Origin of the sequence: Microbacterium sp. HSID17254 (assembly GCF_003989315.1) — a bacterium.
In the GTDB taxonomy this organism is placed as follows: domain Bacteria; phylum Actinomycetota; class Actinomycetes; order Actinomycetales; family Microbacteriaceae; genus Microbacterium.
On record NZ_RBLT01000006.1, the window covers coordinates 117,710 to 133,121 of the forward strand.

Sequence of the window (15,412 nt, forward strand, 5' to 3'; positions counted from 1 at the left end):
TACGAGACGGCGAAATCAATCCTCCGATTGTACGACCCGGCGAATGCGGGCGTCTCCGCTGCCGCCGTACGCTCGCGACATGGCTCTCCTCGACACCGCAGCACCCGCAGTCCCCCTCGGCGGCCCCGACCTCCCGCAGGAGCGTCGCCTCGTCACGGAACTCCCCGGCCCGCGGTCGGCCGAGGTCCTCGCCCGCAAGGCGGACGCGGTCGCCGCCGGTGTCGGACACACCGTGCCCGTCGCCGCCGTCGCGGCCGGGGGAGGGGTGGTCGTCGACGCCGACGGCAACTCGCTCATCGACCTCGGCTCCGGCATCGCGGTGACCACGGTCGGCAACGCGCACCCGAAGGTCGCCGCGGCCGTCGCCGCGCAGGCCGCGCAGTTCACGCACACCTGCTTCATGATCTCGCCGTACGAGTCGTACGTCGGCGTCGCCGAGGCGCTCAACCGCGTCACCCCCGGAGACTTCGCCAAGAAGAGCGCCCTGTTCAACTCCGGCGCCGAGGCCGTCGAGAACGCGATCAAGATCGCCCGCAAGCACACCGGACGCCAGGCCGTCGTCGCGTTCGACCACGGCTACCACGGCCGGACGAACCTCACCATGGCGCTGACCGCGAAGTCGATGCCCTACAAGAGCGGCTTCGGCCCGTTCGCCCCCGAGGTCTACCGCGCGCCGATGTCCTACCCGTTCCGCGACGGACTCGAGGGCGGCGAGGCCGCGGCCCGCGTGATCCTCCAGCTCGAGAAGCAGATCGGCGCGGACAACCTCGCGGCCGTCATCATCGAGCCCATCCAGGGCGAGGGCGGCTTCATCGTCCCCGCCGACGGCTTCCTCCCCGCGATCGTCGACTGGTGCCGCGCGAACGGCGTCGTCTTCATCGCCGACGAGGTGCAGACCGGCTTCGCCCGCACCGGGCACATGTTCGCCAGCGAGATCTTCGGCATCGAGCCCGACCTCATCACCACCGCCAAGGGCATCGCGGGCGGGCTGCCCCTCGCGGCCGTGACCGGTCGCGCCGAGATCATGGACGCCTCGCACTCCGGCGGCCTCGGCGGCACCTACGGCGGCAACCCGATCGCCTGTGCCGCGGCGCTGGCTGCGATCGACGTGTTCGAGAACGACGGCGTCATCGAGCGGGCCCGCGAGATCGGCGAGATCCTCATCGGCCGCCTCACCGCTCTCCAGGCCGAGGACGCCCGCATCGGCGACGTCCGCGGTCACGGCGCGATGGTCGCGGCCGAGTTCGTGGACCCGGAGACCAAGGCTCCGGACGCCGCGCTCACGGCCGCCGTGGCCAAGGCGTGCATCGCTCAGGGCGTCATCGTCCTCACCTGCGGCACGTACGGCAACGTCATCCGCTTCCTCCCGCCACTGTCCATCGGCGACGAGCTGCTGAACGAGGGCCTCGACGTCGTGGCCGAGGCGCTCGCCGGCGCCTGACACACTGTCCGGTCGCGTCCCCGGATCGGGGGATTTCGGGACGCGACCGGTACTTCTTCCCCCGCATCCCCCGACGACGAAGGAGTTGCAGATGGCTGAGATCACCCGCGACGTGCTGATCGTGGGCGCCGGAGCGGCAGGGCTCACGGCGGCCAACGACCTGCGGAAGGCCGGACTGTCGGTCGCCGTGCTGGAGGCCCGCGACCGCGTGGGTGGCCGGCTGTGGACCGACGTGATCGACGGCGCCATGCTGGAGATCGGCGGCCAGTGGGTCTCGCCCGACCAGGACGCCCTCAAGGACACGATCGAGGAGCTGGGGCTCGAGACCTACAGCCGGTACCGCGAGGGTGACAGCGTCTACGTCGGCCCGGACGGGAAGGCCCATCGCTTCACGGGCGAGATGTTCCCGGTGTCGGCGGAGACCGAGGCCGTGATCGCCCGTATCACCGGCATCCTCGACGCCCTCGTCGCCGAGATCGACCCGGACCGGCCGTGGGAGCACCCGAACGCGGCCGAGTGGGACTCCATCTCCTGGGACGCCTGGCTGCGCTCGCAGACCGACGACGACGAGGCCGTGCGCAACCTCGCCTTCGCGACCGGCTCGGCGATGCTGACCAAGCCGACTCACGCGTTCTCGCTGCTGCAGTCGCTGCTCATGGCGGCGTCCGCCGGCTCGTACTCGAACCTCGTCGACGCCGACTTCATCCTCGACAAGCGCGTCGTCGGCGGTCTGCAGCAGGTGCCGCTGCGCCTCGCCGAGCGCCTGGGCGACGACGTGCTGCTGAACCAGCCCGTCCGCAGCCTGGAGTGGTCGGATGACGGGGTCGTGGCGACCACCGACGACCTCACGGTCCGGGCGCGGTACGCGATCCTCGCGCACGCCCCCATCCTCTACAACCGCATCTCCTTCGTCCCGCCGCTGCCGCGTCGTCAGCACCAGCTGCACCAGCACCTGTCGATGGGCTTCGTCATCAAGGTGCACGCGGTCTACGACCGCCCGTTCTGGCGCGAGCAGGGCCTGAGCGGTACGGCGTTCAGCCCGTACGAGCTCTCGCACGAGGCGTACGACAACACCAACCACGGCGACGAGCGCGGCACCCTGGTCGGCTTCGTGTCCGACGCGAACGCCGACGGCGTGTTCGAGCTGTCGGCCGAGGAGCGCAAGGAGCGCATCCTCGAGTCGCTCTCGCACTACTACGGTCCCGAGGCCAAGAACCCCATCGTCTACTACGAGAGCGACTGGGGCAGCGAGGAGTGGACCCGCGGCGCGTACGCCGCGAGCTTCGACCTCGGCGGACTGCACCGCTACGGCGCCGACCTGCGCACGCCGGTCGGACCGATCCACTTCGCCTGCAGCGACATGGCCGGAGCGGGGTACCAGCACGTCGACGGGGCGATCCGCATGGGCCACCTCGTCGCGGCGAACATCGTCGACGCCCGTCGCGAGACCGGCGCTCCCGAGAGCATCGGCTGATGACCGGCTCGGTCGTCGTCGGCTACACGGCGACGGATGCGGGGGCCGACGCGGCGGCGCTGGGCGCGCGACTGGCGCGCAGCATCGGGGCGACCCTGCACCTCGTGATCGTGCTGCCGACCGAGGGCACCCGGAGCGCCGCCGTACCGCCGGAGCGCGCCTACGAGGACGTCATCCGGAAGCAGGCCCGGAGCTGGCTGCAGGACGCGGTTGTGCGCCTGCCGCAGGAGCTCGTGCGCAGCGGCCACGTGCGCTTTTCGGAGTCGTTCGCCGAGGGCCTCATCGCCGCCGGTGAGGAGTTCGACGCCAGCGTCATCGTGATCGGCACGGCCGGCGGGGGCCTCTTCGGTCGGCACCGCCTGGGCAGCGTGGCATCGGAGCTGCTGCACTCCTCGCCGATCCCGGTGGCTCTCGCGCCGTCCGGTCTCGCGCAGCAGGACGACCACGTGCTCCCGCGCGTCACCGTCGCCGTCGGCACCCGTCCCGGCGCGGAGGGCGTGCTCGACCAGGCCGTGGCCCTCGCCGGCGCCGCCGAGGTGAGCCTGCGCCTGGTGTCCCTCGTGCCGTTCGACGTGCCGCCGGGGCTCGACACGGGCGCCATCCGCCTCGCCGGCAGCGAGCACGCGCACAAGGTGCTGGCCGTGGCCGCCGAGCGGCTGCCGGACGGTCTCGGTGCCGTCGTCGAGGAGGCCCCCGGCGAGACGGTGGAGGACGCCGTCGCCGGGCTCTCCTGGCTCCCCGGTGAGGTCGTGCTCGTCGGCTCCAGCCGGCTGGCGCAGCCGCGCCGACTCTTCCTGGGCTCCACGGCGGCGAAGATGCTGCACGAGCTGCCCGTCCCCATGATCGTCGTCCCGCGTACCCGCGATGAAGCAGGAGACCGCTGATGAGCAGCACCAACCGGGCGACGGAGCCCGCATCCGGCGTCACGACCGGAATCTCGACGAAGGGCCTGAGCGCCGGCACCGTCGGCCTGATCGGCGCCGTCGTGATCGGCATCTCGTGCATCGCCCCCGCCTACACCTTCACGGCCGCCGTCGGCCCCACCGCATCCGAGGTCGGCGCGCAGATCCCGGCAATCATCCTCGTCGGCTTCATCCCGATGCTCCTCGTGGCCTTCGGCTACCGCGAGCTCAACAACCGCATGCCCGACTCCGGTACGTCCTTCACCTGGGCCGCCAGGGCGTTCGGACCGTGGGTGGGCTGGATGGCCGGCTGGGGCCTCGTGGTCGCCACGATCCTCGTGCTCTCCAACCTCGCCGGCGTCGCGGTCGACTTCTTGTTCCTGCTGCTGTCGCAGATCACGGGCAATCCGGAGATCGCTGATCTCGCCGGCGTGACCTGGATCAACATCGGCGTCTGCCTGCTCTTCATGCTCGGCGCGACGTGGGTGTCGTACCGCGACATGCAGACCACGCAGAAGCTGCAGTACTGGCTGGTCGGATTCCAGATCCTCGTGCTCGTGTTCTTCGCGGTCGCCGCGATCGTGCAGGCCGTGGGCGGCAACGGCTTCGACTACCAGCCGTTCGACCTCAACTGGTTCAACCCGTTCGCGATCTCGTCGTTCAGCGCCGTCGCCGCGGGTCTGTCGCTGTCGATCTTCATCTTCTGGGGCTGGGACGTCACCCTCACCATGAACGAGGAGACGAAGGACCCGGAGAAGACCCCGGGTCGCGCGGCGACCGTCACGGTGCTCACGATCGTCTCGCTGTACCTGCTCCTCGCCGTCGCGATGATCATGTTCGCGGGCGTCGGCACCGGAGAGCTCGGCCTCGGCAACGGCGACATCCAGGAGAACGTGTTCTTCCACCTCTCCGGACCGATCCTCGGTCCGCTCGCGTTCCTCGTCTCCCTCGCGGTGCTCACGAGCTCGGCGTCGTCGCTGCAGTCGACGTTCGTCGGTCCGGCCCGTACCCTGCTCGCGATGGGCCACTACGGTGCGCTCCCGAAGTCGTTCGCGAAGGTGAGCCCGCGGTTCTTCACCCCGGGCTACGCTACGATCGTGTCGGCCATCGTGGCCTCCGCGTTCTACGCCGTGATGCGCGTGGTCAGCGAGGACACGCTGTGGGACACGATCCTCACGCTCGGCATGATGATCTGCTTCTACTACGGGATCACCGCGTTCGCCTGCGTCTGGTACTTCCGCAAGCAGTGGTTCGACTCGGCGCGGAACGTCTTCTTCACCTTCCTGTTCCCGCTGGTGGGCGGCATCATCCTGGCGATCCTGTTCTTCACCACGCTGATCGACTCCATGGACCCGGCCTACGGCTCCGGGTCGGAGATCGGCGGCATCGGGATCGTCTTCATCCTCGGCATCCTCATCATCGTCGTCGGCATCGCCGTGATGATCTGGAACGCCATCCGCCGCCCCGCCTTCTTCCGCGGTGAGACGCTGGGTATGGACGCTCCGCCCAGCCGCCGCCGTCGTCCCACGTCCGTCTGAAAGAGAGAGAATCCATGAGCACTCAGAACGAGCAGGCGCTGCTCGACAGCATCCCCACCGGCCTCTTCATCGGCGGGGAGTGGATCGAGGGGGAGACCGGCGCGACCTTCGACGTCAAGGACCCCTCGACCAACCAGGTGATCCGCACGATCGCCGACGCCACCCCCGCGGACGGCATCCGGGCGCTCGACGCGGCCGTCGCCGCGCAGGACGAGTGGGCCGCGACGGCGCCGCGCGTGCGCGGCGAGATCCTGCGCCGGGCGTTCGACCTCGTGCAGGAGCGCAAGGAGGACCTCGCGCTGCTGATGACGCTCGAGATGGGCAAGCCCCTCGCCGAGGCCCGCGGCGAGGTCGCGTACGGCGGCGAGTTCCTCCGCTGGTTCAGCGAGGAGGCCGTGCGCATCAGCGGCCGCTACGGCCTCAACCCCGAGGGCACCGGTCACATGATCGTGTCGCAGCGCCCGGTCGGCCCGTCGTTCTTCGTGACGCCGTGGAACTTCCCGTTCGCGATGGCCACGCGCAAGATCGCGCCGGCCCTCGCCGCCGGCTGCACCGTCGTGATCAAGCCCCCGGCACTCACGCCGCTCACGACCATCTTCTTCACGACACTGCTCGAGGAGGCCGGTCTGCCGAAGGGCGTCGTCAACGTCGTGCAGACCTCGAAGTCGAGCGCCCTGTCCGCGCCGATCATCGCCGACCCGCGCCTGCGCAAGCTGTCCTTCACCGGGTCGACCGAGGTCGGCCGCAAGCTCATCGCGCAGGCGGCGGAGGGCGTGCTGCGGGTCTCGATGGAGCTCGGCGGCAACGCGCCGTTCGTCGTGTTCGACGACGCGGACCTCGACAAGGCCGTGGACGGCGCACTCGCCGCGAAGTTCCGCAACATCGGTCAGGCCTGCACGGCGGCGAACCGCTTCATCGTGCACAAGGACGTCGCGGGCGAGTTCGCCAAGCGCGTCACCGAGCGTGTCAACGGCATGAAGATCGGCCGCGGCACGGAGGAGGGCGTGGCGATCGGCCCGCTCATCGACGAGGACGCGGTGGCCAAGGCCGGCGAGCTCGTGGACGACGCCGTCGAGCGCGGCGCGACCCTGCTCGCGGGCGGCAAGGCACTCGAGGGCACCGGCACGTTCTACGAGCCCACGGTGCTCACCGACGTCGTCCCCGGGTCCGCGATCCTCCGCGAGGAGATCTTCGGCCCGGTGCTCGCGATCGCGACCTTCGAGACCGAGGACGAGGCCGTGCGCCTCGCCAACGACACCGAGTACGGCCTCGTCTCCTACGTGTTCACCGAGAACCTGCAGCGCGGTCAGCGGATGATCGACGCGCTGGAGACCGGCATGATGGGTCTGAACGTGGGTGTCGTCTCCAACGCGGCGGCTCCTTTCGGTGGCGTCAAGCAGTCCGGCGTCGGTCGCGAGGGCGGCTTCGAAGGCATCCACGAGTACCTGTCCACCAAGTACACGCTGATCCCGGTCTCCTGACCGGCACGGCAAGAGGAGGAGACACATGACCGACTACGCCGTCGTCAACCCCGCCACCGGCGAGACCCTGGCGTCGTACGACACGTTCACCGACGCCCAGATCGAGGAGGCCGTCGCGGCCGCCGACGAGGCGCACCGCGAGTGGTCGCGCTCCACGACGGTCGCCGACCGTGCCGCGCTGCTGCGTCGCGCGGCCGAGCTCCACCGTGAGCGCCGCGAGGAGCTGGCCGACATCTTCGTGCGCGAGATGGGCAAGCCGCGGGAGGCCGCACTCGGCGAGGTCGACTTCGCCGCCGACATCGCGGAGTACTACGCGGACCAGGCCGAAGACATCATGGCCGACCAGCCCATCAAGATCCTCGGGGAGGGCTCGGCGATCATCCGCCGCTCCTCGCTGGGGCCGCTCGTGGGCATCATGCCGTGGAACTTCCCGGCGTACCAGATCGTGCGCTTCGCCGCGCCGAACCTGATCGTCGGCAACACGATCCTCCTCAAGCCCGCGCCGCAGTGCCCCGAGTCGTCGAGCGCGATCGAGGCGATCTACCACGACGCGGGCTTCCCGAAGGGCGCGTACCAGAACGTGCTCGCCACGAACGACCAGATCGCGGCGATGATCGCGGACTGGCGGGTGCAGGGCGTGTCGCTGACCGGCTCCGAGCGCGCCGGCGCCGCGGTCGCCGAGGTCGCGGGGCGCAACCTCAAGAAGGTCGCGCTGGAGCTCGGCGGGTCCGACCCGTTCATCGTGCTCTCCACCGACGACCTCGACGCCACCGTGCAGGCGGGTGTGGACGCGCGCCTCGACAACAACGGCCAGGCGTGCAACGGCGCCAAGCGCTTCATCATCGTCGACGAGCTCTACGACGCGTTCGTGGAGAAGTTCACGGCGGCGATGGCGGCCGTCGAGGCGACCGATCCCACGCTCGACGACACGGTCCTCGGTCCGGTCTCGTCGGAGGCAGCGGCGGAGAACCTGCAGAAGCAGATCGACACCGCCGTGGCCCAGGGCGCGACCCTCCTCACGGGCGGCACGCGCGACGGGGCGTTCTTCGCACCGACCGTGCTCGCCGACGTGACCCCGGAGATGGACGTCTACCGCGAGGAGCTGTTCGGCCCCGCAGCGGTCGTGTACCGCGTCGCGGACGAGGACGCGGCGGTCGCGCTGGCCAACGACACCACGTTCGGTCTCGGCTCCTACGTCTTCACGACGGACGAGGCGCAGGCGGAGCGGGTGGCCGACCGGATCGAGGCAGGCATGGTCTACGTGAACCTCGTGCTCGCCGACAGCCCCGAGCTCCCGTTCGGCGGCATCAAGCGCAGCGGCACGGCCCGCGAGCTCGGCCACCTGGCCGCCGACGAGTTCGTCAACAAGAAGCTGATCCGCATCGGCTGACCGTCGACCCACCCCCTTGCGGCCGAGCGGCCCCCTTGCGTGCGCACGCAAGGGGGCCGCTCGCACGAGAGGGGCCGGGTCGACAGGGTGCGCGTCGAAGACGGACGAGGCACAATGGCGGCATGAGTGCGCACACGGATCCGGTCCAGTCCCTCACCGCGGAGCAGAGCTGGGAGCACCTGCGCAGCCAGGAGCTCGGGCGGCTCGTCACCAGGGTCGGCGAGACCATCGACATCTTCCCCGTGAACTACGCCGTCGACCGCGAAGCGCTCCTGTTCCGCACGGCCCCCGGGAGCAAGCTGTTCGAGCTGACGGTCAACGCCGACGTGCTCTTCGAGGTCGACGACCACACCGACACTGCGGCGTGGAGCGTCATCGTGCGCGGGCGTGCCGAGGCGCTGGAGACCGACGCCGACATCGAGCGGGCGGAGGCGGCGGGTCTGCGCCCGTGGATCCCGACCGACAAGCGGGTGTACGTGCGCATCGCCCCGGCATCGGTGTCCGGCCGCGCGTTCCAGCGCGATCCCGAGCCCGACCGGGACGGCCCGCAGGAGTACTGAGCCCGGCCCGGGGAGGCCTCGGCGGGCGTAGGGTCGGGGTATGGCCAACGTCGCTGAGAACATCGTCAAGACTCTGAACGCCAACGGAGTCGACCGGGTCTACGGCATCCCGGGCGACTCCCTGAACGGTCTCACGGACGCCCTCCGCAAGGACGGCCGGATCCGCTGGGTGCACGTGCGCCACGAGGAGTCCGCCGCCTTCGCCGCCGCGGCCGACGCCGGCACCACCGGAGACCTCGCCGTCGTGGCGGGCTCGTGCGGCCCCGGCAACCTGCACCTCATCAACGGCCTGTACGACGCGCAGCGCTCTCGCGTGCCGGTGCTCGCCATCGCCGCGCACATCCCGACCGTCGAGATCGGCACCGGGTACTTCCAGGAGACGCACCCGCAGGAGCTGTTCCGCGAGTGCAGCGTGTACGTCGAATACGTTGCGGACCCGTCGCAGATGCCGCGGCTGATGGAGATCGCGATGCGCGCGGCCATCGAGCAGCGCGGCGTCGCCGTCCTCGTGATCCCCGGCGACGTGGCGCTGTCCGAGATCGCGGACGACCGCGCCGTGGTGATCGAGCGCACCCGCCCGCTGATCCAGCCCAGCGGCGCGGAGCTGGAGAAGGCCGCGAGCATGCTGAACGCGGCCAAGAAGGTCACCATCCTCGCCGGGGCCGGCGTCGAGGGGGCGCACGACGAGGTGATCGCGCTCGCCGACGCACTCGGTGCCCCCATCGTCCACGCGCTGCGCGGCAAGGAGTTCATCGAGTACGACAACCCCTTCGACGTCGGCATGACGGGACTGCTCGGCTTCGCGTCCGGCTACCGCGCCATGGAGGCGGCCGACACGCTCCTCGTCCTCGGCAGCGACTTCCCGTACGAGCAGTTCTACCCGGATCACGCGACCACCATCCAGGTCGACATCCGCGGGTCCCAGCTCGGCAAGCGCCACCCGCTCGACCTCGGTCTCGTCGGTGACGTGAAGGCCACCGCCGAAGCGCTGCTGCCCCGCATCGCGCGGAAGGACGACCGCGGCCACCTCGACGACGCCGTCGCCCACTACCGGAAGACGCGGAAGAAGCTCGACGAGCTCGCGGTGCCGGCCAAGGGCACGCGCCCCATCCACCCGCAGTACCTCGCCCGACTGCTCGACGAGTACGCCGCCGACGATGCGATCTTCACCGCCGACGTGGGGTCGCCGACCGTCTGGGCCGCGCGCTACCTGTCCATGACCGAGGGGCGCCGGCTGATCGGATCGTTCACGCACGGCTCGATGGCGAACGCCCTGATGCACGGGATCGGCGCGCAGGTCGCGCATCCGGACCGTCAGGTCGTGGCGCTCGCCGGCGACGGCGGTCTCGCGATGATGCTCGGCGAGCTGCTCACGCTCACCCAGAACGGTCTCCCGGTCAAGACGATCGTGGTGAACAACTCGTCGCTGAACTTCGTGGAGCTGGAGATGAAGGCCGCCGGCTTCGTCACCTACGGCACCGGGCTGGACAACCCCAGCTTCGCCGCGATCGCCGAGGCCATGGGGATCTTCGCCCGTCGTGTGGAGCGCAGCGAAGATCTGCCGGAGGCCGTCCGCGAGGTCCTCGCGCACGACGGCCCCGCGCTGCTCGACGTCGTGACCGAGCGGCAGGAGCTGTCCATGCCGCCCGCGATCGAGGCCGCGCAGGTCAAGGGCTTCGCGCTCTACGCGATCCGCACGGTCATGTCGGGTCGCGGAGACGAGCTGCTCGACCTCGCACGGGCGAACTGGCGTCAGCTCTTCTGACGCGGCCCTCCGCCGCATCCGCATCGGCGCGGGATCCCCTCCGGATCCCGCGCCGGTGTCGCGTCAGCTCTCGACGAGAGCCCTGACCTCGGCGGCCTCGGCGTGCCGCCCCAGCGCCTCCAGCACGTCGCCGAGCTCCAGCGCCGCGACCTGACGCAGCGGCGGGAAGCCCTCGGCATGCTCCAGGGCGCTCCGGTACACCGGCACGGCATCGGCCGGGCGGTCGTTCCCCGCGAGCACCCGGCCCGCGAACAGTTCCGAGCTGCCGGCGGCGCCCTGATCGCCCAGCGCGGCGAAGCCGTCCGCCGCGGTGAGGGCGGCGGCGACGGCCTCATCGATCCGGCCCCGCTGGGCCAGCGCGCGGCCGCGGGAGTCGGTCACGTCGGCGAGCAGCCAGCCGGCTTCGTGCTCCTGGGCGAGTGCCGCGACCTCGTCGAAGAGGGGGAAGGCGCGCTCGTCACCCCGGCCTGCATAGGCCTGGCCGAGGCTGTGCAGCACCTCGGACAGCGCGCCGACGGCCTCGGGGGCACGCCGCACGATGTCTGCAGCGCCCTCCAGCAGCCGCACCGCGTCGTCGTGTTCCTCGAAGCGGGCGAGGATCTTCGCCTGCTCCGTCATGGCCATGGCCTGGTCGGCGTGGGCCTCCGCCTGTCCGAACAGCTCGGCCGCGTAGCCGTGCGCGCCGACCGCCTGTCCGTACTCTCCGGACTCGGCGAGCGACCGGGCCAGGAGGGAGGCGGTCATAGCGCGCGAACCCGCAGGGGTCTCGGCGTTCTCCTCGCGCTGGAGCACGTCGCCGAAGAGCTCGGCTGCCTCCTCGGCGTCTCCCGCGCGGAGCATCGCCCTGGCCAGCCGGAAGTCGACGCCGGTGCGATCGCCGTCGTCCTGCAGCCGAGCGGCCAGACGGTAGCGGGCGACGGCCTTCTCGGGCTCCTCGGCGTCCTCCCAGAGCGCGCCCGCGAGCACATGGGCCTCGGCGAGAGCGCGGGTGGCGCCGAGTTCGGCGAGCAGTCGGCACACCTCGTCGGCGTCGACGGCCCCGTCCTGGTACGCACCCGTGCCGCCGCGCACGCGGGCCCGGGTCTGCAGCGCGTGGGCCCGGTGTCCGGCGGACACGTCCTCCTGGGAGAGGAAGCGGTCGAGGAGCGTGCGACCGGCGTCGAGGTCGCCCTTGCTCAGCACGGCGCCGATCGCCACGAGGGTCGTGGTGTTGGACAGCCGGGTGTCCTCGGCCTCCGCGAACGAGCGGGCGGCGAGCTCCGCGAGGTCCAGCGCCGCGTCCGGCTCCTCCGCCCGGAGGTGCAGCGACGCGCGGCTGATCGCCAGGTCGCCGCGCGACCACGCGGGAAGACGGTCGGCCTCGGCCAGTTCCTCTTCGAGCGCCGCCATGGTCTCGTCGGTGTGCAGGCCGAAGGTCGCCAGTCCGAGCCGCTCCTCGAGGTCGGCCTGCGCGTCGTTCCCGGCGACCCGAAGCGCGGCGATCCGCTCGGGGAGGAGGCGCTCGGCCTCGTCCACGCGATCGAGTGCAACGAGGATGCCGAGGTGCATCGACAGGAGCTGCGCGCGCTTGGCGGCGTCGTCGACTTCCAGGGCGTGCGGGAGCGCGGCGAGGGTCTCCTGCTCGGCGCCGAACTGCGCGAGCTGCATCGCCCGCTCGAACCAGCCGTCCGGGTCGGTCGGGGTCGTGGCCGGCGCGGGGGCGACGAACGCGTCGGAGCGGATCGCGACGTCGTAGCTCTCGTCGGCGAGAGCGCGCATCCGGGCGAGGCTGCGGGCGTGGCCGTCGGTGCCGTCCCGCTCGTCGAACTGTGCGCCGATGCGCTCGGCCGTCGACCAGGCGGTCGCGGCGAGCTCGGCGGCGCTCCACGGGCCGTCGTGCGTGCCCAGCAGCGGCACGAGCGCCGGGGCGTCGGCGCCGCGGACCGGGGTATCGCCGTGTCCGGCAGCGGTGACGCGGTCGAGAGCGACCGCGAAGGCGGTGAGGGCGGCGAAGTGCGCGTCGACGTTGAGGCCATCGTGGGCCAGCCACGCGATGTGCTTCTCGATCAGGGCCAGCGCCCGCGCCTCGTTGCCGGTGATCGCCGCGAACACGATGTTGTTGGCCACGATGCGCAGGTTGTCCGGGTTGTCCTTCGCCAGGCGGTAGCTGCGCAGGTGCGCGGTCTTCGCGTCCTCCGTGCGACCGGCGCGCAGATACGGGAGCAGCACGCGGGACAGAGCATGCTCCGGCTCCTCGCCGCAGGAGAAGCCGCCTTCGATCATCTCCTCGACGAGGCGGATGGCCTCGGCGTCGCGATCGGTCGCCGCGAAGAATCCTGCGAACTGGCTGCGGCTGCACGCGTCGCAGTGGCTGTGCTCGTCGCGCGGCGTGGCCTCGAGCTGCACGCGCAGGGCTTCGGCGGCGTCGAACCGGCCCGCGTCCCAGGCGTCCTCGAAACGGGCGGTCAGCACGCCGCTGAGGCCGAGACCTGCGGCGCGGTAGTGCGCCTCCATGTCATCGAGCACCGCGGCGATCTGCTCCTGCGAGAAGGCGGGGGAGGAGCGCAGGGACGACGCCATCCACTTGAACTGCCACATGAGGTCGGCGCCGCCGTTGTCGAGGTCGGCGGGGAACCGCTGCGGGTCGGCGTCGTGGTGCGCGAGGCACCACGCGAAGGAGTTGAGCATGACGTCGGTGGCCCCGACCATGTTCGCCGACGCGGTCTGCCGCATCCGGGCCTCGTACTCCAGCCGTTCGTCGCCGATCTCGACGGCCAGCGCCACCGCCTCCGCCACGAGGGCCTGCTCCGCCGGGCCCCACGGGGTGCGGTCGATCTCCTCGATGAGCTGCTGGAAGCGCTTCTTCGGACGTGCCATGGAGGGCCCTTTCGGGTAGTCGGGGGTGTCAGCGCGCGTCGAAGGGGAGCGTGTCCCCCTCGATGCCGGCGGAGAGCGAGACGAGGTCGGAGAGGGCGCTGGTCATGAGGGCCCGGTCGGCGTCCGAGAGGGGGTGGTGTCCCGCGAGGAGCGCCTGGATGTAGAGGAGCTGGACCGTGCGCGCGAACACGGCGTCGTCCTCGACGCGGACGAGGGCGCGGACGACGCGGTTCGACCAGTTCAGGCACAGTCGCGCCGTGAGGTCGTCGTCCCGTGCGGAGGAGAGCGTCTGATCGATCCGGTCGAGCACCCCGCCCCAGAGCGTGCTCGCGATGCCCTTGGTGCGCCCGCGGTCGATCGTGCGCAGGACCTCGGGATCCGCGACGTAGAGTCCGGTCAGCTCGGGGCGATCGATCGCCCTGACGACGACGGCGCAGTCGGAGGCGGCGAGCACGGCGCCGGCGCGGGACTCCAGCGCCATCGCGATGTCCCGGTCGTCGAGCGGCGGCGGGTCGAGGCGATCGAGCTCGCCGGTCACGTCGACCTTCTCCACCGTGACCTGCGGGTACAGGTCGGGGAGCAGGCGGATCAGATCCGCGTCATAGAGGTAGCCGCCGTTGACCAGTACCTCGTCCGAGGGGGAGATGCCCGCCACCTGGCGGAACTCGTCGACGGTCTGGGCGTAGCGCACGTGCGGGTAACGCTCCACGAGCTCGCCGATCCGCAGCGTGCCGTGCGTGGTCTCCACGGTGAGCCAGCGCGTGATGAAGCGCGCGAGCTCCTCGTCATGACGCACCAGCGACTTGAGGCCGACCTCGTGCACGGCGACGAACTGGGCGAGGCGATGCGGTTCGCGCAGCCCGAGCTCGAGCACCCAGCGGCGGATCCCGGCGCCGAGCTGCTCCCGGACGTGCTCCAGGGCCGTGTCCTCGACGAGGGACTCGCGGCTCGCGGTCGGCGCGAGGCCGGTGGAGTCGACGACGGCGCGAACGAAGAAGGCCCAGTCGGGCAGCACGTCGTCGACGCGCTCGGACAGCAGCATGCGCCCGAGGTACATGCGGGTCGCCTGCCGGGCGCCGGGCGGAGGAGCGAAGGGCAGGACGTACGCCAGGCCCTGCGTGCCGGTCGCCGGCTCGCTCAGCGGGATCACGTCCAGCGGAGCGGCCCCGAGCAGGTCGCGACCGTACTGCACGGCCGCCTCGACGTCGGCGGCGGGGTCGCGGAAGGGAGGCTCGCGCGTCACATCGATGTCCCCGCCGGTCGCGTCGATGGTCACCCGCACCGGCAGGAACTCCCCGAAGGTGGTCGCGAGCTCGTGCACGGCCGCCGGCCGCAGCAGCTCGTCGGCGTCGAAGCGCGGCACGAGGTGCACGCTGGTGCCGATCGGGAGGTCGTCATCGATCTCCGTGACGCGGAAGGTGCCGTCCGCGCTGCCCGTCCACTCCACCGCGGAGCCGCCTCTGGCGCTGCGGGAGCGGATGACGATGGTGTCGGCGACCATGAAGCAGCTCAGCAGCCCGATGCCGAACTGGCCGAGGAAGTCGCTCCGGGGGAGGTCGAAGATGTCCCGCTTGGAGCTGCGCCCGACGGTCGCGAGCAGATCGGCGACCTCGGCGGCGGTCAATCCCACGCCGTCGTCGCGGAGCACGAACTCGCCCGACTGCGCGGTCAGCGGTGTGATCCGGATGCGGCTGCCGCCGCCGTCGACCTCACGGCGCGCGGCGATCGCGTCCCTCGCGTTCTGGAGCAGTTCCCGCAGATAGACCCGGGGACTGGAGTAGATGTGCCGGCTGAGCAGATCGACGACTCCGCGCAGGTCCACCTGGAACTGCTGCACATCCCCACTCACATGCGTCCCTTCCTGCTTCGTCCGCCCGCCGAGCCTAGCAACAACGCCGGTTCCGCTTCCTGTTCGGCACCACCGGATCGATGCCGTATGCTTGGTGAGCAGTTGTTCTCTGCATTCTTTCGCCGTGCCTGGCGTCTACGACATCGGCCGGTGGCA

10 protein-coding genes are annotated in these 15,412 nt (G+C 71.0%); 8 read left to right on the forward strand and 2 right to left on the reverse strand.

Translation table 11 applies throughout. The features are described 5' to 3' along the window. The first annotated feature begins 79 nt into the window (after positions 1–79). From gabT to poxB, 8 genes are all read left to right on the forward strand, one after another. Positions 80–1,441 carry a 4-aminobutyrate--2-oxoglutarate transaminase gene (gene gabT, locus D8M34_RS04955; protein WP_062633027.1) on the forward strand — a complete coding sequence of 454 codons (1,362 nt, stop codon included), beginning with the start codon at positions 80–82 and terminating at the stop codon, positions 1,439–1,441. Between the two features lie 91 nt (positions 1,442–1,532). Beyond that, positions 1,533–2,915: a flavin monoamine oxidase family protein gene (locus tag D8M34_RS04960; protein WP_062765104.1), complete on the forward strand. Its 1,383-nt coding sequence runs from the start codon at positions 1,533–1,535 to the stop codon at positions 2,913–2,915. Beyond that, on the forward strand, positions 2,915–3,799 hold the full coding sequence (locus D8M34_RS04965; protein ID WP_062765100.1) for a universal stress protein: 885 nt from the start codon (positions 2,915–2,917) through the stop codon (positions 3,797–3,799). Before D8M34_RS04960 ends, D8M34_RS04965 begins: the two co-directional genes overlap by 1 nt. Continuing rightward, positions 3,799–5,355, forward strand: coding sequence for an APC family permease (locus D8M34_RS04970; protein ID WP_062765097.1), 1,557 nt, complete (start codon positions 3,799–3,801; stop codon positions 5,353–5,355). The genes D8M34_RS04965 and D8M34_RS04970 overlap by 1 nt, the downstream gene beginning before the upstream one ends. Positions 5,356–5,369: 14 nt before the next feature. Next, positions 5,370–6,836 carry an NAD-dependent succinate-semialdehyde dehydrogenase gene (locus D8M34_RS04975; protein ID WP_060923240.1) on the forward strand — a complete coding sequence of 489 codons (1,467 nt, stop codon included), beginning with the start codon at positions 5,370–5,372 and terminating at the stop codon, positions 6,834–6,836. Between the two features lie 25 nt (positions 6,837–6,861). Further along, entirely contained in the window at positions 6,862–8,226 is a 1,365-nt protein-coding gene (locus D8M34_RS04980; RefSeq protein WP_062765093.1) for an NAD-dependent succinate-semialdehyde dehydrogenase, read from the forward strand. Positions 8,227–8,348: 122 nt separating this feature from the next. Next, a complete protein-coding gene (locus tag D8M34_RS04985; RefSeq protein WP_062765090.1) occupies positions 8,349–8,786 on the forward strand; it encodes a pyridoxamine 5'-phosphate oxidase family protein in 438 nt (145 codons plus the stop codon). Between the two features lie 40 nt (positions 8,787–8,826). Continuing rightward, positions 8,827–10,551 carry a ubiquinone-dependent pyruvate dehydrogenase gene (gene poxB / locus D8M34_RS04990; protein ID WP_062765086.1) on the forward strand — a complete coding sequence of 575 codons (1,725 nt, stop codon included), beginning with the start codon at positions 8,827–8,829 and terminating at the stop codon, positions 10,549–10,551. 63 nt (positions 10,552–10,614) lie between these two features. Here poxB and D8M34_RS04995 read toward each other — a convergent pair whose 3' ends face one another. After that, entirely contained in the window at positions 10,615–13,407 is a 2,793-nt protein-coding gene (locus D8M34_RS04995) for a hypothetical protein (RefSeq protein ID WP_126893310.1), read from the reverse strand. A gap of 28 nt (positions 13,408–13,435) precedes the next feature. Continuing rightward, positions 13,436–15,256 (reverse strand): HSP90 family protein, encoded by a 1,821-nt coding sequence (locus D8M34_RS05000; RefSeq protein WP_126893311.1) that lies wholly within the window; start codon positions 15,254–15,256, stop codon positions 13,436–13,438. Positions 15,257–15,412: the final 156 nt, after the last annotated feature.

What these genes read in the sequence shown, in the direction of transcription:
- gabT (WP_062633027.1), top strand. Translation starts at nt 80, where the DNA reads ATGGCTCTCCTCGACACCGCAGCACCCGCAGTCCCCCTCGGCGGCCCC.
- D8M34_RS04960 (WP_062765104.1), top strand. Translation starts at nt 1,533, where the DNA reads ATGGCTGAGATCACCCGCGACGTGCTGATCGTGGGCGCCGGAGCGGCA.
- D8M34_RS04965 (WP_062765100.1), top strand. Translation starts at nt 2,915, where the DNA reads ATGACCGGCTCGGTCGTCGTCGGCTACACGGCGACGGATGCGGGGGCC.
- D8M34_RS04970 (WP_062765097.1), top strand. Translation starts at nt 3,799, where the DNA reads ATGAGCAGCACCAACCGGGCGACGGAGCCCGCATCCGGCGTCACGACC.
- D8M34_RS04975 (WP_060923240.1), top strand. Translation starts at nt 5,370, where the DNA reads ATGAGCACTCAGAACGAGCAGGCGCTGCTCGACAGCATCCCCACCGGC.
- D8M34_RS04980 (WP_062765093.1), top strand. Translation starts at nt 6,862, where the DNA reads ATGACCGACTACGCCGTCGTCAACCCCGCCACCGGCGAGACCCTGGCG.
- D8M34_RS04985 (WP_062765090.1), top strand. Translation starts at nt 8,349, where the DNA reads ATGAGTGCGCACACGGATCCGGTCCAGTCCCTCACCGCGGAGCAGAGC.
- poxB (WP_062765086.1), top strand. Translation starts at nt 8,827, where the DNA reads ATGGCCAACGTCGCTGAGAACATCGTCAAGACTCTGAACGCCAACGGA.
- D8M34_RS04995 (WP_126893310.1), bottom strand. Translation starts at nt 13,407, where the DNA reads ATGGCACGTCCGAAGAAGCGCTTCCAGCAGCTCATCGAGGAGATCGAC.